Genomic DNA, 21,491 nt, shown 5'->3' with positions numbered 1-21,491 from the left:
ATAGAGAGTTGACAGTTGTATGAAATTCTCTATAATTCACTTCCATATTGCGGGAATAGCTCAGTTGGTAGAGCACAACCTTGCCAAGGTTGGGGTCGCGAGTTCGAGTCTCGTTTCCCGCTCCAAAATTTTAAAAAACGCTTATCGAAAGATAAGCGTTTTTTTATGGCTGTTTGTTATAGCTTGCTTGCAGTCAGCTTTATAGATGGGTTTGATCCATAATTTTTAGAGCATTTTCGTTGAAATATGCTTCTGAGCTAGTTCTATCTTTAGCTTTATCTGCAACTTTGAATCAATAAAATAAATAGCCTAAGCTCAAATATGATTGTTTTTCATTTGAAACTCGAGTCAAAAAGCGAGTTAATTAAAACAGCATACAAAAATGCGTTAAAACAAAAAACACACGCAGAATCAAAGTGTAGAATTGCATAGATATGCTAAAATTGCGAAAATTAAATGTGCTTCAATAAATCACTTTTATTGAGGTGTAGAAAATACTCAATTTAAGTTGAACGTTGAATGCCAAACATGTCAAATACCATTGATTTCCAATCTGTAGCCTTAGACACTTTAAGAATAGAAGAACAAGCATTACAAGTCTTGGCGACGCAAATTGATCAGCGTTTTAGCCGTGCCTGCGAAATCATGTTGCATTGCAAAGGGCGTGTTGTGGTCACAGGTATGGGAAAATCAGGTCATATTGGTCGTAAAATGGCTGCGACGTTTGCCTCTACAGGCACGCCGTCTTTCTTTATGCACCCGGGTGAAGCAGGGCATGGTGATTTGGGAATGTTGGTACGGGGTGATGTTTTAATTGCCATTTCCAACTCCGGCAAAAGTGATGAAATTATGATGTTGATGCCACTCATCAAACATCTGGAAGTTCCTCTAATCACAATTAGCGGTGATGATCGCGGGCCGATGCCACAAAATGCTGATGTCGCTTTAACATTAGGCAATATTCAGGAAGCTTGTCCACTTGGTTTAGCACCAACCTCAAGTACGACTGCAACCTTGGCATTAGGTGATGCATTGGCTGTAGCGTTACTTGATGCACGTGGTTTTACTGCCGATGATTTTGCTCGTTCACATCCTGCAGGCGCTTTGGGTAAGCGCCTGTTATTGCATGTGAAACATTTGATGCATACCGGTACAGAATTACCTAAAGTTGCACCAGATACACCAATGAACAAAGTGTTATACGAAATTTCAAACAAACGTCTAGGTTTAACCACAATTGTCGATGAAAATGACGTCTTGTTAGGCATTTTCACCGATGGTGATTTACGACGTTTAATTGATAAACAACAGGGCTTTGATGTGAATTTACAAGTTGGGCAAGTGATGACTCAACATCCTGCAACGATTTCACAAGAAGCACGTGCAGTTGAAGCTTTAGAGCAATTACGTGACCGTAAAATCAATCAGTTTGTGGTGGTGGATGATGCCAATAAAGTCATTGGTGTGATCAGTATGCATGACTTGATTCAAGCAGGGGTAAACTAAACAATGGCATCTTATATTTTATTAGAGCAAGCGCGTCATATTGAAGCTTTGGTTTTAGATGTCGATGGAATTCTAAGTGATGGTTTTGTCACCTTAACCAACAGCGGTGATGAAATTAAATCATTCGATATTCGTGATGGTTTAGGTATGAAACTGGTGCAACAAGCAGGTGTTAAAGTCATTATCATCACGGGTCGTAAAAGTAATATTGTCGAAAAACGCATGTCCGATTTAGGTGTAGATTTGGTCTACCAAGGACGTGAAGATAAAGGCACTGCATTGCAGGAAGCCTGTGCCAAGTTAGGTTTATCACCTGCAGATTGTCTCTATATGGGCGATGACTGGCCTGATCTTTCAGCGTTTTCGATTGCAGGGATGAAAGTCACAGTGCCAAATGGACATATTGAAGTGCGTCGTCGTGCCGATTTAGTCACACAGGCCATGGGTGGGCGCGGTGCGGTACGTGAAATCTGCGATATGATTTTAACCGCCAAAGGTGTGTACCAAAGCTTACTTGAAAAATATCTCAGCATCCCTCATTAATTAAGTCATACATTCAAAGGTTTGAGTTACAGCCCCACTTATGGATACTAAAGTTTTATACGTTACTGCGATTGCAATTGCAGCTGTAAGTGGTGGTTATTACTATTACAGCGGTAAAGGCAAAAAACTGGAAACTGACGCTGCTCGCTCTATGACTTATAGTGCAGAGCAAATTCATCTGACCCAAACAGATGAGCAGGGCAATTTATATGTGCGTGCGCAAATTGACCGTTTAGAGCAAGACATGCAGCAAAAAACCTCTAAGCTGGAAAATTTGAATGCCTCTATGTATAAAGCGGGCGCGGAGGATGCCACTTTTTTTGCTAAACAGGCACAAGGTTTTAATGACAATGAAAAGGTTGTGTTGTCAGATCAAGTGCTAGCAACCAAGTTACTCGCTCAAGGCAAACTGACGCTTGAAACAGTCGAGTTGAATGTGTTTCCTAAAACACGTGAAATCAGTACCGAAAAACAAGTGACTGTACAATCTCCACAGGCTGATTTTATCAGTCAGGGCTTAAAAGCCAATTTAAATGACGGGCAATACGAATTTTTTAATATTCGAGGAAAGTATGAACCATAAATCTAAGCTTACAGCTCCTAAAGCGTTGATAAAACAAGCAGCACTTGTGGGCTTGGCGGTGCTTTCATCGGCAGGTGCATGGGCAATTCCGTCAGACCGCAGTCAGCCTATTACTTTATTGGCAGACCGTGCGACCTTTAGTGAACGTACTGGCGTCACCACTTATACAGGCAATGTGGTGATTGAACAGGGCACCATGAAACTGCAGGCAGATTCGATTGTTGCTAATCTGAACAGCAAAAAAGAAATTAGTGTCATTACGGCAACGGGCAGACCTGCGCAATTCCAGCAAAAGACTGATCCAGCCAAAGGGCTTGCCAAAGGTCAGGCGCAAAAGATTGTTTACAATGCTGAAACAGGCATTATCACCTTAACGGGTGGCGCACTTTTAGAGCAAGATGGAGCCAGTATTCGTGGTAATACCTTGCGTTATAGTATGAACAAAGGCGATGTTGAAGCGATTGGTACACCGAACAAAACTGGTTCTGAAGCGGGTCGTGTAAAAATTGTGATTCCACCATCAAGTTCAAAATCATTCCCGGGAGCGCGTGATTAATGGATCAAACGAGCGCAGCACAGGACAGCGTCCAGCACGGTCAGCAGACTTTGTGTATTAAGCATTTAGCCAAAAACTATAATAAGCGCTGGGTGGTTAAAGACGTTTCATTTGAAATGAAAAGTGGTGAAATTGTCGGGTTACTTGGGCCGAACGGTGCGGGTAAAACCACCAGTTTCTACATGGTTGTGGGTTTGGTGCGTATGGATAAAGGCGAAATCCATTTAGATCAACTGGATTTATCTGACCTTGCCATGCATGAACGTGCGCGTAAGGGGATTGGTTATTTACCGCAAGAAGCCTCTATTTTCAGAAAGCTGACCATCGCTGAAAATATTATGGCTATTTTAGAAACCCGCAAAGATTTAAATAAACAGCAACGTCAGCAGCGTTTATTAGAATTGCTGGCAGATTTTAAAATCACGCATATTAAAGATTCATTAGGGATGAGTGTGTCGGGTGGCGAACGCCGTCGTGCAGAAATTGCCCGTGCTTTGGCAGCAGACCCTAAATTTATGTTGTTAGATGAGCCTTTTGCAGGGGTCGATCCTATTTCTGTCGGTGATATTAAAGATATCATTCGTACCTTAAAAGATCGTGACATTGGCGTATTAATTACCGACCATAACGTCCGTGATACTTTAGCCATTTGTGAACGTGCTTATATTGTTAGCGAAGGTTCAGTCATTGCAGAGGGTACACCGCAAGAAATTCTGGAAAATGAAATTGTGCGTGAAGTTTATTTGGGTGAAGACTTTTTTGTTTAAAGCTTGAATGTTCTAATCGTTATTGGTTTTCGTATGCTTACTGCATAAGTTGTAGAACAGAAAGTCGTGTAAACATTATTTAACCTTCTATACCTTTGAGGATAGAAGGTTTTTTCATGGTGGTTATCAGTCCAAATAAGCTATAACTCTAAATACGTTAGAGCGCTAAACACGTTATAATTATCAAGTTTTTATTTAACTGGTTGATTGATCTGGAGTGTTATGCCATTTACCATTGCTGCGCCCATCACTTTTGAAGAAGAAATTAAAAAAAGTCGATTTCAGGCAATTGCTGTGCCTGTAGATAATGAGCAAGCGGTAAAAACTTTTTTGGAACAGCAGCGTGATTCATCTACCACACATCAATGTTGGGCATGGAAAATCGGGCATCAATTACGTTTTAATGATGATGGCGAACCTTCAGGTACGGCAGGACGTCCTATTTTAGCCACGATTGAAGGCAATGAGTTGACTAATGTTTTGGTGTTGGTGAATCGTTGGTACGGCGGCATTAAATTGGGCACAGGCGGCTTGGTACGTGCCTATGGGGGATGTGCAGGGCAATGTTTGGCTCTAGCAGAAAAAATAGAACTGATTGAAAAAAAGACCGTGCAATTTTCCTGTCATTTTAATGAGTGGGCAATTTTACAATACGAGCTAAATAGTCAGCAGATTGAGTACAGCGAAGACTACACCGCCGAAGGCGTGTTGGTAAAGGCATTCATGCAAGTCGATCAAATAGACCCTTTAAAACTAAAATTACAAGATATTAGCCGTGGGCGTGAACAACTCAAAATCCTTGAGGATGATCAAGATGACTGAAGCAAATTCACCTGATCCATTATCGAAGTACCGTGAGCAGCATAAACACCGTTTAAACTACATGCCGTGGTTATATTGGTCATTAAAACCTAAACATCGTGCTTGGGCAGAAGCTTGGCAGCAGGAATATCAAGCTTATTTAATGGCAATGGAAACGGTAGAGATTGGCAAAAACTGTTTTATTTCACCATTGGCACATATTTTTGCAGAACCAGGACGTAAAATCAGTATTGGCGATAATACCTTTATTGCAGCCGATTGTACTTTGCATGGCCCTTTAGAAATTGGCAATGAAGTCGCGATTAATCACCACTGTATTTTAGATGGTGGCAGAGTTGGAATTAAGCTTCATGATCAGGTGCGTATCGCAGCATATTGTCATTTATATGCATTTGATCATGGCATGGCTTTGGATCAGCCCATTTATCAGCAAGCGGTGCGTTCACAGGGCATTGAAGTTGGTAAGGATGTTTGGTTAGGTGCGCATGTTGGTGTTAAAGATGGGGTGAAGATTGCGGCACATGCAGTCGTTGGTATGAATAGCATGGTCACCAAAGATGTTCAGGAGCGGGAAATTGTGGTAGGAAACCCTGCCAAATTGATTCGTTATCGTGAGTAAATACGATGCAGCAAGGCTAAATCTTTAAACTTCATTACATTTTTTCATGTCCCTGCAACACGAGTTGTGTTAAGTTAAAAATAACAACTAAAAAATAGCCTGCAAAAGGCAGTAAGAGAGGCAATAATGAAACGTGTAATTGCTTGTATTGATTCTTCGCCTTGTATTAATGCGCTTGCTGAAGCTGCTGCGTGGATTGCAACACAAACTCAACGTGAATTGGTGTTATTACAAGTTTTGGATTATTACCCCGCCAGTTATCATTTGGGGGAAATTAGTGGCGTGATTGGTTTTGAAAGTAATGCGATGTTACTCAAAGAATTAGCTGAGTTGGAACAAAAACAAAGTGAATTAGCACTCGACTATAGCAACAATTTATTGCAGCACATTTCCAATATGATTCAGGAAAAATATGAAATTGTACCTACTCAAATTCAAGAAAAAGGCGATTTTCTAGAACAAAGCTTCAGTGTGTTGAATGAAGACGATATTGTGGTGATTGGACGCGTGGGCGAAAAATCTGCTGAACGCAATAAGGCTTTAGGGAGTAATGTCGAAAACTTTATTCGTGGTGCAAATTGTACCGTGATGACTGTGGGAGAGCATTTTAAAGCACCAACCCGCTTTATTTTTGCTTATGAATATTCCCCAACTTGCATCAAAATGATGAAGCGAATTGCACAAAGTGATTTGCTTAAATTACTGCAATGTCATTTGCTTTATGTGGGCGATCATCCTGAAGTTTTAAATGAACCTGCAGATTTTTTAACAGCAGCGGGTTTAGATGTGGTGGTTGAATATCGTTATGGTGATGTAGCTGAAAATATTTTAGATTATCAACGTGAACATGGTATCCAGTTGATTGTACTAGGGGCATTTAGCCACAGTAAAATTCATCAATTTTTCTTGGGAAGCATTACCACCAATATTTTCCGTAACTCAACTGTTCCTTTGTTGGTGGCAAAGTAAAAATCGTAAATGATTCAAAAAAGATCATTTCAAAAGATTGTTTAGTTGAACTGATGTAAATGCTTGCTGACTGTCCATGGTTATCCGCATAATTTGTGGATAACTGTATGGACAGTATATGTAACATTATAATATATAATGTAAAATTGCTTTAGGTTGTTTTTTAACCTTGTGTGGACTTTACTTTACAATCGCTAAAGCAAAGCCATCATGTCCTTTGCTGCCTACAGTTTGTAATGCTGTGCACGATAAAATTCGCGAATGATTTTGCATGGCTTTGAACATGTCACGAATCCCTTCAATGCTTGGTTTGTGATTGTCAGGATTTAAAATTTCCCCTGCACGAATTACATTGTCTAAAAAGATAATTGTACCTGAGCGTGAAAGTTTAAGACTCAGTTCCAAATATTCAGGATAGCTTTGTTTGTCGGCATCAATAAAAATAAAATCAAAAGCTTCAGTATCTTCTGGCAGAGCTTTTAGAATTTCTGCAGCACGACCAACTTTTAATTCAACCTTTTGTTTTAATTGAGCGCGGTCAATATTTTCCTGTCCCAAAGCTGCATGGGTATCACGTCCTTCAATCGTGAGTATATAACCATCTTCAGGCAGCGCACGTGCTAGCCACATTGTGCTATAAGCTGCGAATGTGCCCAATTCCAACACACGTTTGCATTGATTCATTTGAATGAGCATTTGTAGCAACATGCCCTGATTTGCCGCAACTGCAAGGTGATCTGGAAAACCTTTGGCATCGGTATTTTCTAAAGTTTGCGTCAAAATTGGGTCTTCGGGAATTAAATGTGATTCGATATAGTGATCGATATCCGTCCACATTTGTTGCATAGCGTGCTCACCTTTGTTGCGATGTGTGCATTGTAAACTTTTCTGCTCAGAGTGCAATTTATTCGCGGAATGGAGCAGGTGATAATCTATTTCGCAATAAAAAAAGAGGTCAATTTGACCTCTTTAGGATTTAATTCTAAACAACACTGAATTAGAAATTACACATAGATGAATGGCGGCTTAAATCTGGCCCCCAAGTTCGATAACCTTGTGTATCAATATGAATTTGTCCTGAAGCGTATAAGCCTAAGCCCATGTTTAAACTTTGACCATATTGCTGCCAGAACTGACACAGTCTGTATTTGGTACTTTCAATATAGGCATAGTCTTCGGCATTCGGGAATTGTGGCCCAATTCTAAAATCAATGGCTGAGTTAAATAAGTGACGCGATGAGTTCGCACCACCTGCACATTGATTCAGTGGTAAATCTCGATAGACAGAAGTGACTTCAAAATCAGTTAAGACTTTAGAGGCGACCAAATATTTAAATACACGCAAGGTAGGCACCTGATTTTGCCACAATTCACGACTTGGAATCATAAATTGCGAACGTCCACAGCGTTGCCAGTCACGTGCGGTACGCATTAATTCAAAACTTGGAATAATATTGCCAACACCGTTGTGTTCCAAGAAGCGTTCATATTCACGAACTTGGCGTAAATTGTCACTCACTGCCACCCATGCATTATACGAATAAGGCACAATTTTAGGTGCTACCTGACGCTCATAGGTGATTTTTTCTTGAGGAATGAAAATTCGTTTTCCATCGGGCGTGGTGATCGTTGTTGTTCTGTTTGGGGTTGAACTACAGGCAACCAAGATAACGGGAACAATGCTGAACGAAAACAGCGCCTTGAAAAATTTCTTCATTAGGCAAATCAGATATTTATTTAAAGTGGCAGTATTCTAATCGAAAATGCTGGTTAAAATTTAAAAATATTGCAATCAAATGTGTGTTTTAGGTATAAAAAAAGATCAGCACAGGACTGATCTTTTTCACAACAAGACGAACTTACTTTTCTAAGTATTGTAATTTGTCTGGTTTGCCATTCCATTCTTCACGATCAGCAGGTTGATCGCCAATTTGTGTAATGTTTGGCCAAGTCTGTGAAAGTTCAGCATTTAGCTCGATAAACACTTCCTGACCTTCTGGTAATTCATCTTCAGAGAAAATAGCGTTGGCAGGACACTCTGGTTCACATAATGCACAGTCGATACATTCGTCTGGATTAATGACAAGGAAGTTCGGACCCTCGTAGAAGCAGTCTACAGGACAAACTTCAACGCAGTCTTGATATTTACATTTAATACAGTTTTCAGTGACAACAAATGTCATGGCGACAGCTACCTAAAAATATGGTTCTAATTCAGAATAGTCTATTTTAGGCAAAAATCACTACAACTAACAATCGCTTTTACTGATATTTGATATAGACAGTGCTGCTAAATTTGATAAAAGGGGGATAAAACCATCAAAAAAACTTATAAATGACAAAGACTCTCAATTGAGAGTCTTTGTTTAGCTCAAATTTTTTAGAAATAACAGCGGCTAAGCGTTCAATTGTTCCTTTAAAGCATACAATTGTTCCAGCGCTTGTCGTGGCGTTAAATTATCGACATCTATACTGCGTAATAAATCTAAAGCAGGTGATGGTTTTTCTACCTCTATTACACGTTCAATCACTTCTGGTTCAGCTGAGCTTGTTGCTGGTGCAAATAGGTCATCTTGAACGGCTAAATTGACATTTTTGTGCTGCTGTTTTTCTAAAATTCTTAAACGGTTTTGCGCTTCTTTAATCACATTGGCTGGAATGCCTGCCAATTTTGCCACTTGCAAACCGTGACTTTGGCTTGCAGGACCTTGTTGAACTTTGTGCAAGAGAATCAGGTTGCCATTCATTTCTTTGGCGGTTACGTGGTAGTTATCCACCCCAGATTCTTTGCTTAATTCGGTCAATTCAAAATAATGCGTTGCAAATAGGCATAAACATTTGATGCGTTTGCTTAAATCCAACACACATGCCCATGCCAAAGATAAGCCATCGTAGGTACTGGTTCCGCGACCAACTTCATCCATCAGCACCAAAGACTGTGAGGTTGCATGGTGTAAAATTTGTGAAGTCTCAGTCATTTCGACCATAAAGGTCGATTTACCTGTCGATAAATCATCGGCAGAACCAATACGGGTAAACACGCGATCAATAGGACCTAATACGGCTGTTTGGGCAGGCACATAACTACCACAATAGCCAAGTAGGGCAATGAGTGCGGTTTGACGCATATACGTTGATTTACCGCCCATATTCGGGCCAGTAATAATTGCCAAACGATGATTGTAGTCGAGTAAAGTATCATTCGGTGTAAAGGCGGTTTTACTCAAGGCCTCAACAACAGGATGACGTCCTGCAGTAATTTTAATTCCAATTTCAGGGCTATATTCAGGGCGTGCCCAATTGCGTAAACGTGCTTGATGGGCAAAGTTTGCCAATAGATCAATTTGTGCAATCGCGCTGCTCATCATTTGTAATTGAGCAATGTCTTGGCGTAATTCATCCAATAGCATTTCAAATAGCATCTTTTCACGGGCTAAAGCACGGGACTCGCTAGACAGGACTTTATCTTCAAAACTTTTTAGCTCTGGGGTGATGTAGCGTTCTGCATTTTTTAAAGTTTGACGACGGATATAGTGTTCAGGTGCTTGCTCGGCTTGGGCGCGAGTGAGTTCAATGTAGTAACCACTGACACGGTTGTAGCCAATTTTTAACGTTGGGATACCGCTTTCTTGGCGCTCTTTGACTTCTAAATCAATCAGGAATTGCCCCGCATGATCACAGATTTTGCGTAGTTCATCGAGTTCACTGTCAAAACCCTCTGCAATGACATTGCCATCACGCAATAGTACAGGTGGGTTTTCTACAATTGCCTGCATCAGCCGTTGATGCAGTCCATGAAAATCGCCCAGTTCTTCATTCAGGTTTTGAATGAGTGCGGATTGTTGTGCAGAAACAATGGGCTGTAAGGCATGACGCAAATAGGGAATTTGCGCACAGGCCTGACGTAGTTGTACCAAATCACGTGGGCGTGCGCTACCGAGTGCGACACGACTCAGCACACGTTCAATATCACTAATTTCTTTCAGTACCAAACGCACAGGCGACTCATGGTAACCTTGTATTAAGGCTTGAATTGCATCCAGTCTTGCATCTAACAATGCCGTGTCACGCAAAGGTTGCATCAAGGTACGACTCAGTAAACGGCTACCCATGGCAGTTTGGCAATCGTTAATCAGTTGGAATAAAGAAGTGCCGTGTTCAAATAATGGTTCAACCAATTCCAAATTACGTCGGGTCACAGGATCAAGCGCAATAAAATCGCTGCTTTGTTCTAATTGAATACTGCGAATATGTGGTAAAGCCGTTTTTTGGGTTTCTTTGGCGTAGTGTATTAACGCTGCCGCTGCTGCTTTGGCTAAGGGCAAATGATCAATACCAAAACCTGAAAGTGTCGATACAGCAAACTGATCACAAAGCGTTTTTTGTGCATTGTTCAGGTTGAAATCGACATTTGGGCGTTTGGTCACAGGGCAGTCAAGTTGCTTTTTAACCTGTTCAATAATATTCGGATCGACAATATCTTCATCGACCACAATTTCGCTTGGCATTAAACGAGAAAGTTCAATCGCGAGTTGTTCAGGCAAATAATCCATTTGCTGAACTTTAAAAATCCCTGCACTTAAATCCAGCAACGCGATACCAATTTGGTTTTGCTGTAAGCATAAAGAGACCAAGTTGGAAGATTGATGACTGTTGAGCAGGGCATCATCGGTGAGCGTACCAGGGGTGATAATCCGTACCACTCCACGCTCTACAGGACCTTTGCCTGTTACCTCGCCAATTTGCTCACAAATTACCACGGTTTCGCCTTTTTTAACCAAGCGAGCGAGATAACCTTCGGCAGCATGATACGGTACGCCTGCCATTGGGATAGGTTTGCCGCTGGTTTTACCTCGATGGGTGAGGGTAATGCCTAAGAGTTTGGCGGCTTTGTGTGCATCATCAAAAAATAATTCGTAGAAATCGCCCATGCGATAGAACATTAAAGAATGTGGATGTTCCATCTTCACCCGTAAGTATTGCTGCATCATTGGAGTGTGTGAAGATAGATCAGCCATGATTTCTGTCATGTTCATGCAGTTGAAGTCCTTTAATTTGAAGCGTAATTTAAGTGTAAGTATGTGACTAGCTTATTTTACGCCATCTTAGTCAAATTAGTGAACCTGCATGTCATTGTTGCTCGCTCTCTAACGAGTCGAACATCGAGCGGTTTAAGCTTTTAAATGGATAATATTCAATTGATCTGGTGTGTTAGTGAGCACACAGCCATAAAAAATATCGCCCATAAAATCTAAACCGACAGTTTCAAAAATGATATCGCATAGCTCAAAGAGCTTAGCTGTTGAAAATGTATGATTTGCGAAGTTAAAAGTGAAAATTATTGTGTCATTTGGCTGAATTTTACTGAGTTTTTCGTGTAATTCATCGTTATAAAAAGCATCGAAATTTGATTGTTTTCTATGGATTCATTTAGAAAGTAGTGCATGTTGTAACATTATGCTTTGCATGGTCTTATTTCTAGCTAAAGCCGTACTTTGGAAAAACTTCATCACAATCAAAGTAAAAAAAGCCATCATCTTTTCAGATCATGGCAAGCTATTATTCAAACTCAAGCTATGTAGAATTTAAAAATTCAAACTATATGACACGCCCAAAATATTTTGGCTCATGCTTAAATTGGCTTCGCCACCACCAAAATCAGCGGGGATAGAGTTGTTACCTTGCACTGTTTCTTTGAGTGCGTGTGTATAAGCCACACTTACATTTTGTTGATCATCGAGTCGCCAAGTTGCACCAACACTTAAATGCTCTTGTACCACACCTGGTGCCAAAATATTTAGGAAGGTTTGATCATTTTTAACAGGCTGATCGTTATAGCTATAACCCGCACGTAAAGTCAGTTTTTCTGAGGCTTGATAAGTCGCTGAAATTTTATAGACATTGATGTCATCCCATCCAAAACCAGGACCTTGTGTTGTGCCAAATTTATTGTTTGCGAATAATTGATCCAGTTTATTGCCAACAGAATCTACATCTGAATAATTAATGCGTAAGTAATCTGTCGCGACTGATAAAGCAGGGGTAAGTTGATAATTTAAACCTACACCATAGCTTTCAGGTACGTCAAAATCACCTTGTTTGGCAAATAAACCTTCATATTTCTTAAAGCGGCTGGCATTAATTTTAGATGAATAGCTTGCACCAAGGGTCAGTTTATCATTTGGTTTTGCCGACCAGCCAATACGTGCACCTACGCCGTATGAATCGTCATTGCCACGATCGCTAATTGCCGCACCGTTTGACGAAGCACCACCAAAGACATCACCAGCAAAACCTTGTGCACTAAAACGTTGATATAAAATATTTGCAGCCAAGGCTATAGATTGATTTTCTGCATATTTCCAAGATAAAGCAGGTGAAATAAAGGCTTGGGTTAATGAAATACCTGCGCTTCCTGTATTATCATAAACTGCATAAGGATTATTTTTATAATTGGTATTCATGCCACCATTGCCATAAACCGCAATACCCGCAGTGACTTGTTCATTCACTGGGTGAACATAACCTAGATCTGGAATTACAAAGTATTTACGGCTATTGCCATCATACTGACCATTTGCTCCATAACCATTTCCTGTAATTTCAGACTCACGATCTGGAGAGAAAATAGTTAAACCAGCATCAACACGCTTACCTAACCAGCTCAAACCCGCTGGGTTGCTTGCAATAGTCAAACTGTCCTGAAAATTAGCAATGGCTGTGCCTGCATTTCCTTGAGATTTTACACTATATGCATGCATGAAATATCCTGTTGTTGCAAAAGCAGATGTTGAAAACAAAGGTGCGATAACAGCAATTGAGATAAAAGAAGATAGATATTTCATGAGAATATAGATCGAGTAAAAACAATATATGCGTCAGTATATTGAAAAGTTGTATTCTTGTATTTGAATATAAATTCATATCTTTATTCTATTTTTGAATATAGAGCTATGAAACAGCAAGGGTATTCATTCTATATGTATATCAAAATGATGCTTCAACTCTTTTGACCAAAGAAGCTCCCTTGGGAGCTTCTTTATTGTTTTTCATTGCTTTAATTCATCATCATAAAGTGCTTTATGCCAAGTTTTCTAACACAAATTGTGGCGATTTAATAAATAATCGAATCAATGCTTGAGCAGAACTCGACGGTTGACGGACACCACGTTCCCAACTTTCTAAAGTTCGGGCAGAGATACACAATTTTGCCGCAAGTTCAGTTTGTGAAATATTCATTTTTTGCCGAACTTTAATGATCTGTTGTGCTAAATCCAAACAAGCCGTTTGCTCTACAGTATGATTCACATGATTATGACTGTGTTGAAGCAGATGCATAGTTATCTCCTCCTTAGGGTCGAATAAACAAGTCAATGAGTTATTAAAATAAGTATTGTCCTACAGCTGCATAAATTTGATACTGCAAAATTTACACTTTAGAGTGAAGCAAAGATGGCAACACTGTAAGAAATGATAAGAAAATTCAAGAGTCAAAGTGGGGCGGGGCACGACCTTGTGGCAGAACAAAAAGCGGCTCAGTTTGAAATAGTGTTGGTGTAAACGATGTTTTAAAAGACAAAACCCGAATTTGCGTTCGGACTAAAATTGGTCTGATTTTGTTTTCAAATAATGGTAGTGCAAAACTATAAACTAGACAGTATTCACATTCATGATCTGTATGCGCCGCATCTTCAGATGATGCATGTTCGTGTGAACTTTCAAGTCCGAATGCAACATGAGTCGCAGTTTCATGGTGTGTAGATGAATACGAAGAATGGGGTGCGGTGCGTTCTAAAAATAATGCTTGGGCAATAGTTTCACAGACAGAGGAAAAATGTTGTTTCTCTGGTAATAAAGGCTGTAGGAACACAGCGACTTGTAACAAGATTGCAAATAATCCTAGCAATCTGCCCCACATCATAAACACTGTATCAATCTTTTATTCAATTTATTCATGTAATACTATAACAAAAATGACAATGATAAATATTGAAGTATTACACGAAGTTTTAATTAATATTTAACCTAATATTGAGCATTATTTAAGCATTCAACAGACCCTAGTATCATCTTGTAAAAGAAACTGTCGGAAAACCTGCTTCCAGCCAAGCTTGCATACCACCTTGCATTGAATAGACTTTCTCGAAACCCATTCTTTGTAAGGCTTGAGTGGCAAGTGCAGAACGCGCACCAGTACCACAAAGTAAGTAAATATCTCGTTCAGCCAGATTGGTAAGAGCACGTTCAACATCGCAATAGTGGTTTACTACAGGGTGTTGTGCAATTTTCATTTCTAACATGCCGCGTGGAAAATTCACTGCACGGTCTATTGCACAAGCCTGATGTTCTTCAGGTTCTCGTACATCAATCAAAATAATATCGGGATGTTGCAAATATTTTTCATGCAATTCTTGCACGCTAATTTCTGTAATTTCACTTTTGGCTTCAGTGATTAGTTGATCTGGTGTTTTCATTCATCCACACTCATTTATTTTGAGTTTATATAATATAATATTATATATTTAATAAGATTTTATTATTGTTAGGAAATGTGTCTGATCGAATATCGTTGTGATTTTCTATAAAAACATTTTAAATCAGGTGTTTAAATCCTAATAAAATTTAAGTCATCAATTGATCAAAAAGTCATATCTTATTCAACTATAAGGTATATACTAGATCTAACACTTTTGTTCGATTGTTCAGGGGACGTCAAATGCCTGCAAGATTTTTTGGAATTTTTCTGGGTTTAATTGCAGCGGTATTAATCATTGGTGGATTATTCATCAATATGATCAGTGGTGAAGCTACCGTCGTGGAATACTGGATTTTATTGTTGCTTCCATGTTTTGGTATTCCAATTTTGTCTGCAGTGTGCCTAAAAGAAATAGACTAAGCACAAAAGTATAAGTTTTCTTTACATTAAAATTGATAGATGATTCATCGCATTTAATTTTAATGATCCAAAAGCCCATGCGATCATGGGTTTTTGTGTTTACAGCAAAACAGTTGGTTTTGAGTTTTATTTGAATATTTGCAAAGCAGCGTTGCAGAATTGGGCTGTTCAGCAGCCTAGTCATAGTTAAATGCTATTAAAATCTAAAGACAATATTTAAGTTTAATAACATGTAAGCATTCCATTATCAGGTATTGCCAATCAATGTTCATTTTGGCGTAGGTCATCTGCAAAAAATTCAAGAGATTTTACGATCTTATACCTATAGGCGTATTTTAACTATTGCCACTGCAGGGCAAAAAGCCGCAGGCGAGCGTTTATTGGCACTAATCCAAGACATGGCTGTAGCGGTCTATCCTCATGCGGTGATGCATGTGCCAAAAGAAGTTGCCGATCAAGCCATTCAAGATGTGCAGCGTTTAAAGGTCGATTGCTGTTTGGCACTCGGCGGTGCTCTGCGATTGGTTTAGCCAAAGCAATTGCTTTAGAAACCCATTTACCGATTATTGCAATTCCGACCACTTATGCAGGTAGTGAAATGACTGCGGTGTATGGCATCACCGAAAACCAGCTGAAAACCACAGGCAAAGCAGCTCAAGTTTTGCCTAAAGTAGTGATTTATGATCCTGAATTGACACTCAACTTACCCACTGAAATTTCGGTATGTTCGGGTATGAATGCGATGGCACATGCAGTTGCGGCATTATATGCACAGGATAAAAATCCCATTGTAAGTTTAATGGCACTAGAGGCGATTACTCAACTGGCACAGGCTTTACCTGAAATTGTGCAAGCGCCTCATAATATGCAGGCACGTGAACATGCTTTATATGGCGCATGGTTGGCAGGTGTGTGTTTGGGTTCGGTGGGTATGGCAATTCATCATAAAATTTGCCATAGCTTGGGCGGACGCTATCAGTTACCACATGCGCAAACCCACGCCATTGTGTTGGCGTATTCAGTGCATTACAACCGACATGCAGATATTGCTGCAATGAATCAACTGGCAGCGGCTTTAAATGTGTCAGATCGGGAACAGTTAGGCTTGGCGATTTATCAGCTTAACCAAAAATTGAATATTCCAATGGCACTTAAAGATTTAGGATTACCCGAAACAGCACCTGCCCAAGTGGCACGTATTATCTGTGATAGTCCATATTATAATCCACGTGAATATGACTATGCCGAATTAGAGGCTTTATTGACCAAAGCCTATTGGGGACAAGCACCGCTATAATGCTGCTAAAAAATAGCATGATAGATAAAAAACCGAAGCCACTTAGACTTCGGTTTTTTATTTGCCGTGACGGATTACGGTTTATACAAGCCTAAATCTTGCAAATGTAATCTAAGAATACGTCGCAGTTCCAATACAGCTTCTGGCGTTTCCTGAATGGAATGTCCGCCTTTAATAATTTTTTCTGAAACAGCGCCATCTAAGTGGGCACTGTTGTAATGCACCACATCGTCATTCATTAACAGATGCTCAGTGCTGTCGGTATTATTGCCAATAATACTGTGATATTTAAATCCTTTGACAGGCAAAATATCTTCAGTTAATTCCGTAAATTTGGAATTTTTACTTAAATCACTCGGTCCATTTTGAATGACGCCATGCCCAATTTCTTTGGTTAGATTTTTTAAATCGACTTCATGTTGCTGCAAGGTATCCGCAAACGCGCTTAAAAATGCAGTCGGTAAGCGAATGACTTTACGTGCTGCAAGGGTGAACCAGCGGTCTGCAAACTCTGTACCTTTATGCGGTGCAGCCAAGAATATTGCACGGTTAAAATTGGTGATGGGTTTAAGGCGCAAACGTGCTTGCAACAAAGGATCAGATTTAAAGCGTTCCAGACGTCGGTTTTTAAGCATTTGCATGGCAGGTTGAGTTAAATCAGTATCGCTGACCAACAAACGTGCCAAAATACCACCCATGCTGTGTCCAATTACTACAGCATCTTTTTTGGCTGCAGCAGAAGGACTGACCTGTTTAAAGCCTTGTTGAAGCAAGGCATAAATTTGGAAACGGCTTTCTAAAATTGGCATATTGGTCGAGTAAAACACTTGCCAGACTTGAAAGTTTTCCCGCAATACAGGATCGCCCATAATATCGTTGGTTAAGCGAATCCACGCTTCGGGGCTACTGGCCAAACCATGAATGAGGACAATGACTTTTTTATTCGGATTATACGGCTCAAGTAAGTACAAATGCGGCATACTGAGTCGTTCTTCACGATCAATTAAGGATAAATAAGCCGATTTACCTAAATTATTTTGCGCTAACCACAAGCCATAAGGTGCAGAAAAGTTAGCTGCAAGCGGGTAGTTCTTTTGTGCAATTTGGGCAGATTCATATTTATACGGATCATAAGCCTTGAGCTTAAAATGCGGCCGATTCAAAATATCTTCAATGGAATTGGCGCTATGTGGTTCTGCAGTGATTGTCGCGGCTAAATAGCGAGCTTGGTGAATATTTGGATTTTTTCCTGCAGGATAATCATATTTTAGCGGATCAATAATATATTTGCTTTTGCTCAGATCATCGTTTGGATTTTCAGGCAATACCACCAGAAATTCAGACCCAAAACCATCACGGCGCGTGACCGAGCGCAAACCCGAAAAGTTCAGGTTATAGGTTGACATCAACTGCTGAATTTTTTGTTGTTTCAGCTGCGGGTAGTACTCAAAATCAATGTCATAAATGCTGTTGCCAACACGAATTTGTTGTTGCAATTCATCGTGTTTATAGCGCAGCGCATAGCTGCTGACCAATTTGGCAATCGCCTGATTATAAAAATCCCGAATTTGGACTTGTCTGTTATCAAAAAGACGGTCTTGCGGCGCACGTTTGGTTTTAAACATGTAGGCGTAACTATAACGAATACTTTGATCGAGCATGTGCAATTGCTGATCTAAACATTGTTCATAATTGGCCTGATGAATTTTTTGTTGTTCTTCCGATCTTTTACTGTTCAGAATACTGATTTTACAGGACGATGAGTTTTCCAGTTCAATCGCTTTCGCTAAATATAATTCACTGGCGGTTGAGAGCAGTTGTTCATCCTGAATTTGTGGGATTTGCTTGAGTGCACTCACACATTCTTCAGGTTTTTCGGCACAAATATTGGCTTCACGTCCTGTCATCGACAAGACATTTAAACTGGCTTCACTCAGTTTTTTGCGCGATAAAATACTATCACGTTCATTGGCAATACTAACTTTTAACGCCTGATTTTTAACACTGACCACCTGACAACCAGACAGCAGTGTTGTACTGAGCAATGCAGCAATCACAATTTTATTCATGGAAAGTCTGGCTTAATTTTTAAGATTTTTTTCCATCATACGTTTTTTTAAAGCTTTTTCAATTGCGTAGAAAGCAAAATAGACCGTCGAAACGGTCTATTTTTAGGTATTTTTGTATCGATTTTTTATTAAGTGCGTGGTGCGATCACTTGCCACACATTCCAGCGACCTTGCTTTTCAATTTCAGCAATCAAACGGTCAGCCACTTCGGCTTCTTGCGGGTATTTGATTTTATAGTTTTTCAAAGTTTGTACTGCATTTTTCTTTTGTTCCATGGCAATATAATTGTTTGCCGCAGACAAATAAGCTTCCTGCACACCTGCTTTCATGGCTTTGTCTAAATAAGGAATGGCTTCACGATGACCGCCACCTTCAGACAGACCGAAACCAAACCAGAAATTCGCTTCGGCATCTTCCTGATTAATTTTTAAGATACGCTGCGCATAGTTAAGTGAGCGTGTGGTGTAAACAGAGCCTAAGTCTAGATTACGTGCCATAACACTGGCTTTAAATGCACGCATCAAAATATCAAAAGAGGCATTTTCATTGGCTGCCAAAGTGTCTAATTGTTGAGTCAATTCTTTGAGCTTTGCCTCGAAACCACGACGTTCCTGACGTTCGCTAAAACGTGGTGGATAGTGACGTGCTTTGCCTTCGACCAATTGTAAGAAGTCATCAATTTCGGTGATGTCAATTTCGTTTTCACCTGCCAAAACTGCAAACTTCAAGCTACGGGCATTGTTATTGACCGTAGGTACAATCAATTTGTTTTGATCTAAGGTAATGCTTTTGCTTGGATCATTTGGGTTAGTAACCACCATTTTAGTCACAGGCTGTGCTGCTGCTTTTTGTAGGTTAATTTCAAATGGTGGTGGGGCATCATAATTAAATGGATTTAAGGCATAGAATGGTGCACTTAATTCAGGTTCGGTAAATACGATAGGTGGTTTTACTTCTTGTTTTGGTGGTGCAACACAGGCGCTAACGAGCGTTGCGGCTAGAATACTGAGTGCCAAAGGCTTAAGGGTCATGGTGTTCTTCCGTTCAATTTATTTTAAAAGTGAGAGGTGATTGTGTCGGATTAAAATATTGCATGTCGGTCAGTCTAAGAAATCTGTTCCGAACATGCAATACAATTGAGGGGGCTTAGTTACACAGTGATACGAAGTTTTTTTAAGTATGTAGGATTGATCAAATAAACAGCCCTATTTACTTTGTGCTTCACACTCACGTCTAACATCTTCAATTATTTTTAATTCTTCTGCACTATAAGGTTGTTCATTTTGCTGTGGGTTTTTAAAGCTTGGGTCAAGTAAAGAGAGACGCTGACATAATAAATTCATACGTTTTTCATTTTGTTCCAAGCGATCTAGTAATACTCGCATGCCGTCCAATACTGGGTCAGATTGGTCCTGCGTTGCTGCATAAGGTTGGAAACCAATACTGGCAGCATAATCACGACGACGTGCTTCCTGATCATCGGCAGGTTTATTTTTCATAATAAAGCGCGCAGGGTTACCCACAGCAGTTGTGCCTTCAGGTACTTCTTTGGTCACAACCGCATTAGAGCCAACTTTGGCATTTTTATGTACGGTGAATGGGCCTAGAATTTTCGCGCCTGCACCGACTACTACGCCATCTTCCAAAGTTGGATGACGTTTGCCTTTATTCCACGTTGTGCCGCCTAAAGTCACGCCATGATATAAGGTGACATCATCACCAATTTCAGCAGTTTCACCAATCACCACGCCCATGCCATGGTCAATAAAAAAGCGACGACCAATTTTTGCACCGGGATGAATTTCAATTCCTGTAGCAAAACGGCTAAATGACGAGAGTAGACGTGCCGACCCCTTGCAGTCTTTGTTCCATAATTCATGCGCCACACGATGCATAATTAAAGCGTGAATTCCTGGATAAGTGGTTAAGACTTCAAGTGTATTTCGAGCAGCAGGATCGCGCGCGAAGACAGCTTGAATGTCTTCTTTGAGCTGTTTAAGCATTAGTTTGATCCTCGTCCTGTGTTGATGTAGATTTTTTCCATGAACCGTTATTCATTGCTTGTACGCGGCTAAAAATACCGCGAAGTAAATGGTATTCCATACGATCTAATTGTATACGTCCGAAAAGCCGACGCAAGCGCAAAGGCAATAATCGTGGATTTTTTGGATCCATAAATTCAATTTCTGCCAGCATTTTTTCTAAATGTGGATAGAACTGTTGCATTTGTTCATGGTTGACCAAAGGTTCATCCCATTGCATCGCTTCAGAATCTGTCACTTGCATCGTCGCTGCAGGATCGGCAATTTTTCCGACAATATCGATGGCAGCCATACGCATTTCATAGCAAATCACTTGAATGGCTTGAGCAACATTGAGCACACCATATTCTTCATTGACAGGAATCGTCACGTGATAATTCGCCAAAGCCAGCTCTTCATTGGTTAAACCACGATCTTCACGTCCAAAAATAATGGCAACATTTTGCCCATGCTGTGCCACAGCATTTAACGACTTTTCTGCCGCAGGGCGTGCATCTAAGAGTGGCCAAGGAATAGTACGACTACGTGCACTGGTGCCAAAGACCAAATGGCAGTCGGCAATTGCATCTTCGAGCTGTTCAACCACTTCAATCTGTTCAATTAAATCGGTTGCACCTGCCGCCAAAGCATCAATATCTGGATGCGGATAGGTTTTTGGATCAACCAAAACCAATTTACATAGCCCCATGGTTTTCATGGCGCGTAAGGCGCTACCGATGTTGGCAGGCAGGGTGGTATTCACCATGACAATACGCACGTGGGAGAGGTGTGCTGATACTGCAGCATTGTCGACTTGACTCATACAAGGTCCAAAAATTATTT

Annotated in this window: 23 protein-coding genes and 1 tRNA gene; 12 read left to right on the top strand and 12 right to left on the bottom strand. The window is 40.2% G+C overall.

The genetic code is table 11. The features are described 5' to 3' along the window. Nucleotides 1–49: 49 nt before the first annotated feature. From FTT78_RS06435 to FTT78_RS06395, 9 genes are all read left to right on the top strand, one after another. Nucleotides 50–125 (top strand) — tRNA-Gly (locus FTT78_RS06435). Between the two features lie 403 nt (nt 126–528). Then, complete coding sequence (locus FTT78_RS06430; protein ID WP_004973067.1) at nt 529–1,506, top strand: KpsF/GutQ family sugar-phosphate isomerase; 978 nt, start codon at nt 529–531, stop codon at nt 1,504–1,506. 3 nt (nt 1,507–1,509) lie between these two features. Continuing rightward, a complete protein-coding gene (locus FTT78_RS06425; RefSeq protein ID WP_004973069.1) occupies nt 1,510–2,049 on the top strand; it encodes an HAD family hydrolase in 540 nt (179 codons plus the stop codon). 40 nt (nt 2,050–2,089) lie between these two features. Beyond that, nucleotides 2,090–2,632, top strand: a complete 543-nt coding sequence (lptC, locus tag FTT78_RS06420; RefSeq protein WP_180043830.1) for an LPS export ABC transporter periplasmic protein LptC — start codon at nt 2,090–2,092, stop codon at nt 2,630–2,632. Then, a complete protein-coding gene (gene lptA, locus FTT78_RS06415) occupies nt 2,622–3,188 on the top strand; it encodes a lipopolysaccharide transport periplasmic protein LptA (RefSeq protein ID WP_004973072.1) in 567 nt (188 codons plus the stop codon). The genes lptC and lptA overlap by 11 nt, the downstream gene beginning before the upstream one ends. Further along, entirely contained in the window at nt 3,188–3,955 is a 768-nt protein-coding gene (gene lptB, locus FTT78_RS06410; protein ID WP_154320669.1) for an LPS export ABC transporter ATP-binding protein, read from the top strand. Before lptA ends, lptB begins: the two co-directional genes overlap by 1 nt. Before the next feature lie 222 nt (nt 3,956–4,177). Next, nucleotides 4,178–4,777 carry a YigZ family protein gene (locus FTT78_RS06405; protein ID WP_096900925.1) on the top strand — a complete coding sequence of 200 codons (600 nt, stop codon included), beginning with the start codon at nt 4,178–4,180 and terminating at the stop codon, nt 4,775–4,777. Next, on the top strand, nt 4,770–5,396 hold the full coding sequence (locus FTT78_RS06400; protein WP_004973079.1) for a DapH/DapD/GlmU-related protein: 627 nt from the start codon (nt 4,770–4,772) through the stop codon (nt 5,394–5,396). Before FTT78_RS06405 ends, FTT78_RS06400 begins: the two co-directional genes overlap by 8 nt. Before the next feature lie 126 nt (nt 5,397–5,522). Further along, nucleotides 5,523–6,365 carry a universal stress protein gene (locus FTT78_RS06395; RefSeq protein ID WP_154320670.1) on the top strand — a complete coding sequence of 281 codons (843 nt, stop codon included), beginning with the start codon at nt 5,523–5,525 and terminating at the stop codon, nt 6,363–6,365. 180 nt (nt 6,366–6,545) lie between these two features. Here the strand turns inward: FTT78_RS06395 and FTT78_RS06390 are convergent, their stop codons facing one another. The 8 genes from FTT78_RS06390 to FTT78_RS06355 form a co-directional block, all read right to left on the bottom strand. After that, complete coding sequence (locus FTT78_RS06390; RefSeq protein WP_004973089.1) at nt 6,546–7,211, bottom strand: O-methyltransferase; 666 nt, start codon at nt 7,209–7,211, stop codon at nt 6,546–6,548. 151 nt (nt 7,212–7,362) lie between these two features. Continuing rightward, complete coding sequence (locus FTT78_RS06385) at nt 7,363–8,082, bottom strand: D-Ala-D-Ala carboxypeptidase family metallohydrolase (RefSeq protein WP_004973092.1); 720 nt, start codon at nt 8,080–8,082, stop codon at nt 7,363–7,365. 142 nt (nt 8,083–8,224) lie between these two features. Beyond that, nucleotides 8,225–8,548, bottom strand: coding sequence for a ferredoxin FdxA (gene fdxA, locus FTT78_RS06380; RefSeq protein ID WP_004973093.1), 324 nt, complete (start codon nt 8,546–8,548; stop codon nt 8,225–8,227). A 213-nt stretch (nt 8,549–8,761) separates the two neighbouring features. After that, the gene (gene mutS, locus FTT78_RS06375) at nt 8,762–11,401 is read right to left on the bottom strand and encodes a DNA mismatch repair protein MutS (RefSeq protein WP_180043832.1); all 2,640 of its coding nucleotides are present in this window, start codon (nt 11,399–11,401) and stop codon (nt 8,762–8,764) included. 549 nt (nt 11,402–11,950) lie between these two features. Continuing rightward, complete coding sequence (locus FTT78_RS06370) at nt 11,951–13,210, bottom strand: OmpP1/FadL family transporter (protein ID WP_180043834.1); 1,260 nt, start codon at nt 13,208–13,210, stop codon at nt 11,951–11,953. A gap of 235 nt (nt 13,211–13,445) precedes the next feature. Next, the gene (locus FTT78_RS06365; protein WP_004973099.1) at nt 13,446–13,703 is read right to left on the bottom strand and encodes a DNA-binding transcriptional regulator; all 258 of its coding nucleotides are present in this window, start codon (nt 13,701–13,703) and stop codon (nt 13,446–13,448) included. A 145-nt stretch (nt 13,704–13,848) separates the two neighbouring features. Then, nucleotides 13,849–14,283, bottom strand: coding sequence for a DUF2946 family protein (locus tag FTT78_RS06360; RefSeq protein ID WP_154321263.1), 435 nt, complete (start codon nt 14,281–14,283; stop codon nt 13,849–13,851). Nucleotides 14,284–14,431: 148 nt separating this feature from the next. Beyond that, entirely contained in the window at nt 14,432–14,839 is a 408-nt protein-coding gene (locus FTT78_RS06355) for a rhodanese-like domain-containing protein (protein WP_096900921.1), read from the bottom strand. Nucleotides 14,840–15,081: 242 nt separating this feature from the next. Here FTT78_RS06355 and FTT78_RS06350 point away from each other — a divergent pair, with 242 nt between their 5' ends. The 3 genes from FTT78_RS06350 to FTT78_RS06345 all read left to right on the top strand — a co-directional run bounded on the left by FTT78_RS06350 (nt 15,082) and on the right by FTT78_RS06345 (nt 16,558). Further along, entirely contained in the window at nt 15,082–15,261 is a 180-nt protein-coding gene (locus FTT78_RS06350; protein ID WP_004973110.1) for a hypothetical protein, read from the top strand. A 254-nt stretch (nt 15,262–15,515) separates the two neighbouring features. Continuing rightward, complete coding sequence (locus tag FTT78_RS13455; RefSeq protein ID WP_253103581.1) at nt 15,516–15,791, top strand: iron-containing alcohol dehydrogenase; 276 nt, start codon at nt 15,516–15,518, stop codon at nt 15,789–15,791. After that, nucleotides 15,752–16,558, top strand: coding sequence for a maleylacetate reductase (locus FTT78_RS06345; protein WP_253103578.1), 807 nt, complete (start codon nt 15,752–15,754; stop codon nt 16,556–16,558). The genes FTT78_RS13455 and FTT78_RS06345 overlap by 40 nt, the downstream gene beginning before the upstream one ends. A 74-nt stretch (nt 16,559–16,632) precedes the next feature. Here the strand turns inward: FTT78_RS06345 and FTT78_RS06340 are convergent, their stop codons facing one another. The 4 genes from FTT78_RS06340 to FTT78_RS06325 all read right to left on the bottom strand — a co-directional run bounded on the left by FTT78_RS06340 (nt 16,633) and on the right by FTT78_RS06325 (nt 21,471). Then, entirely contained in the window at nt 16,633–18,627 is a 1,995-nt protein-coding gene (locus tag FTT78_RS06340; protein WP_004973116.1) for a triacylglycerol lipase, read from the bottom strand. Nucleotides 18,628–18,755: 128 nt separating this feature from the next. Then, nucleotides 18,756–19,658, bottom strand: a complete 903-nt coding sequence (locus FTT78_RS06335; RefSeq protein ID WP_154320674.1) for an ABUW_2363 family tetratricopeptide repeat lipoprotein — start codon at nt 19,656–19,658, stop codon at nt 18,756–18,758. A gap of 174 nt (nt 19,659–19,832) precedes the next feature. Continuing rightward, on the bottom strand, nt 19,833–20,630 hold the full coding sequence (gene cysE / locus FTT78_RS06330; protein WP_180043835.1) for a serine O-acetyltransferase: 798 nt from the start codon (nt 20,628–20,630) through the stop codon (nt 19,833–19,835). Beyond that, entirely contained in the window at nt 20,623–21,471 is an 849-nt protein-coding gene (locus FTT78_RS06325) for an RNA methyltransferase (protein WP_136144392.1), read from the bottom strand. Before FTT78_RS06325 ends, cysE begins: the two co-directional genes overlap by 8 nt. Nucleotides 21,472–21,491: the final 20 nt, after the last annotated feature.

Origin of the sequence: Acinetobacter sp. YH01011 (genome assembly GCF_013420785.1) — a bacterium.
Lineage (GTDB): Bacteria > Pseudomonadota > Gammaproteobacteria > Pseudomonadales > Moraxellaceae > Acinetobacter > Acinetobacter towneri.
The sequence above is the reverse complement of the archived record's forward strand: the minus strand, read 5'-3'. Positions and strand labels throughout refer to the sequence as shown.

Bases quoted from the DNA above. Each gene is read 5' to 3' on its own strand.
- FTT78_RS06400 (WP_004973079.1), top strand. From the start codon at position 4,770: ATGACTGAAGCAAATTCACCTGATCCATTATCGAAGTACCGTGAGCAG.
- FTT78_RS06395 (WP_154320670.1), top strand. From the start codon at position 5,523: ATGAAACGTGTAATTGCTTGTATTGATTCTTCGCCTTGTATTAATGCG.
- lptB (WP_154320669.1), top strand. From the start codon at position 3,188: ATGGATCAAACGAGCGCAGCACAGGACAGCGTCCAGCACGGTCAGCAG.
- mutS (WP_180043832.1), bottom strand. From the start codon at position 11,401: ATGAACATGACAGAAATCATGGCTGATCTATCTTCACACACTCCAATG.
- FTT78_RS06350 (WP_004973110.1), top strand. From the start codon at position 15,082: ATGCCTGCAAGATTTTTTGGAATTTTTCTGGGTTTAATTGCAGCGGTA.
- cysE (WP_180043835.1), bottom strand. From the start codon at position 20,630: ATGCTTAAACAGCTCAAAGAAGACATTCAAGCTGTCTTCGCGCGCGAT.
- FTT78_RS06370 (WP_180043834.1), bottom strand. From the start codon at position 13,210: ATGAAATATCTATCTTCTTTTATCTCAATTGCTGTTATCGCACCTTTG.
- FTT78_RS06365 (WP_004973099.1), bottom strand. From the start codon at position 13,703: ATGCATCTGCTTCAACACAGTCATAATCATGTGAATCATACTGTAGAG.
- FTT78_RS06325 (WP_136144392.1), bottom strand. From the start codon at position 21,471: ATGAGTCAAGTCGACAATGCTGCAGTATCAGCACACCTCTCCCACGTG.
- FTT78_RS06425 (WP_004973069.1), top strand. From the start codon at position 1,510: ATGGCATCTTATATTTTATTAGAGCAAGCGCGTCATATTGAAGCTTTG.
- FTT78_RS06430 (WP_004973067.1), top strand. From the start codon at position 529: ATGTCAAATACCATTGATTTCCAATCTGTAGCCTTAGACACTTTAAGA.
- FTT78_RS06385 (WP_004973092.1), bottom strand. From the start codon at position 8,082: ATGAAGAAATTTTTCAAGGCGCTGTTTTCGTTCAGCATTGTTCCCGTT.
- FTT78_RS06355 (WP_096900921.1), bottom strand. From the start codon at position 14,839: ATGAAAACACCAGATCAACTAATCACTGAAGCCAAAAGTGAAATTACA.
- lptA (WP_004973072.1), top strand. From the start codon at position 2,622: ATGAACCATAAATCTAAGCTTACAGCTCCTAAAGCGTTGATAAAACAA.
- FTT78_RS06390 (WP_004973089.1), bottom strand. From the start codon at position 7,211: ATGCAACAAATGTGGACGGATATCGATCACTATATCGAATCACATTTA.
- FTT78_RS06340 (WP_004973116.1), bottom strand. From the start codon at position 18,627: ATGAATAAAATTGTGATTGCTGCATTGCTCAGTACAACACTGCTGTCT.
- FTT78_RS06405 (WP_096900925.1), top strand. From the start codon at position 4,178: ATGCCATTTACCATTGCTGCGCCCATCACTTTTGAAGAAGAAATTAAA.
- fdxA (WP_004973093.1), bottom strand. From the start codon at position 8,548: ATGACATTTGTTGTCACTGAAAACTGTATTAAATGTAAATATCAAGAC.
- lptC (WP_180043830.1), top strand. From the start codon at position 2,090: ATGGATACTAAAGTTTTATACGTTACTGCGATTGCAATTGCAGCTGTA.
- FTT78_RS06360 (WP_154321263.1), bottom strand. From the start codon at position 14,283: ATGTGGGGCAGATTGCTAGGATTATTTGCAATCTTGTTACAAGTCGCT.
- FTT78_RS06335 (WP_154320674.1), bottom strand. From the start codon at position 19,658: ATGACCCTTAAGCCTTTGGCACTCAGTATTCTAGCCGCAACGCTCGTT.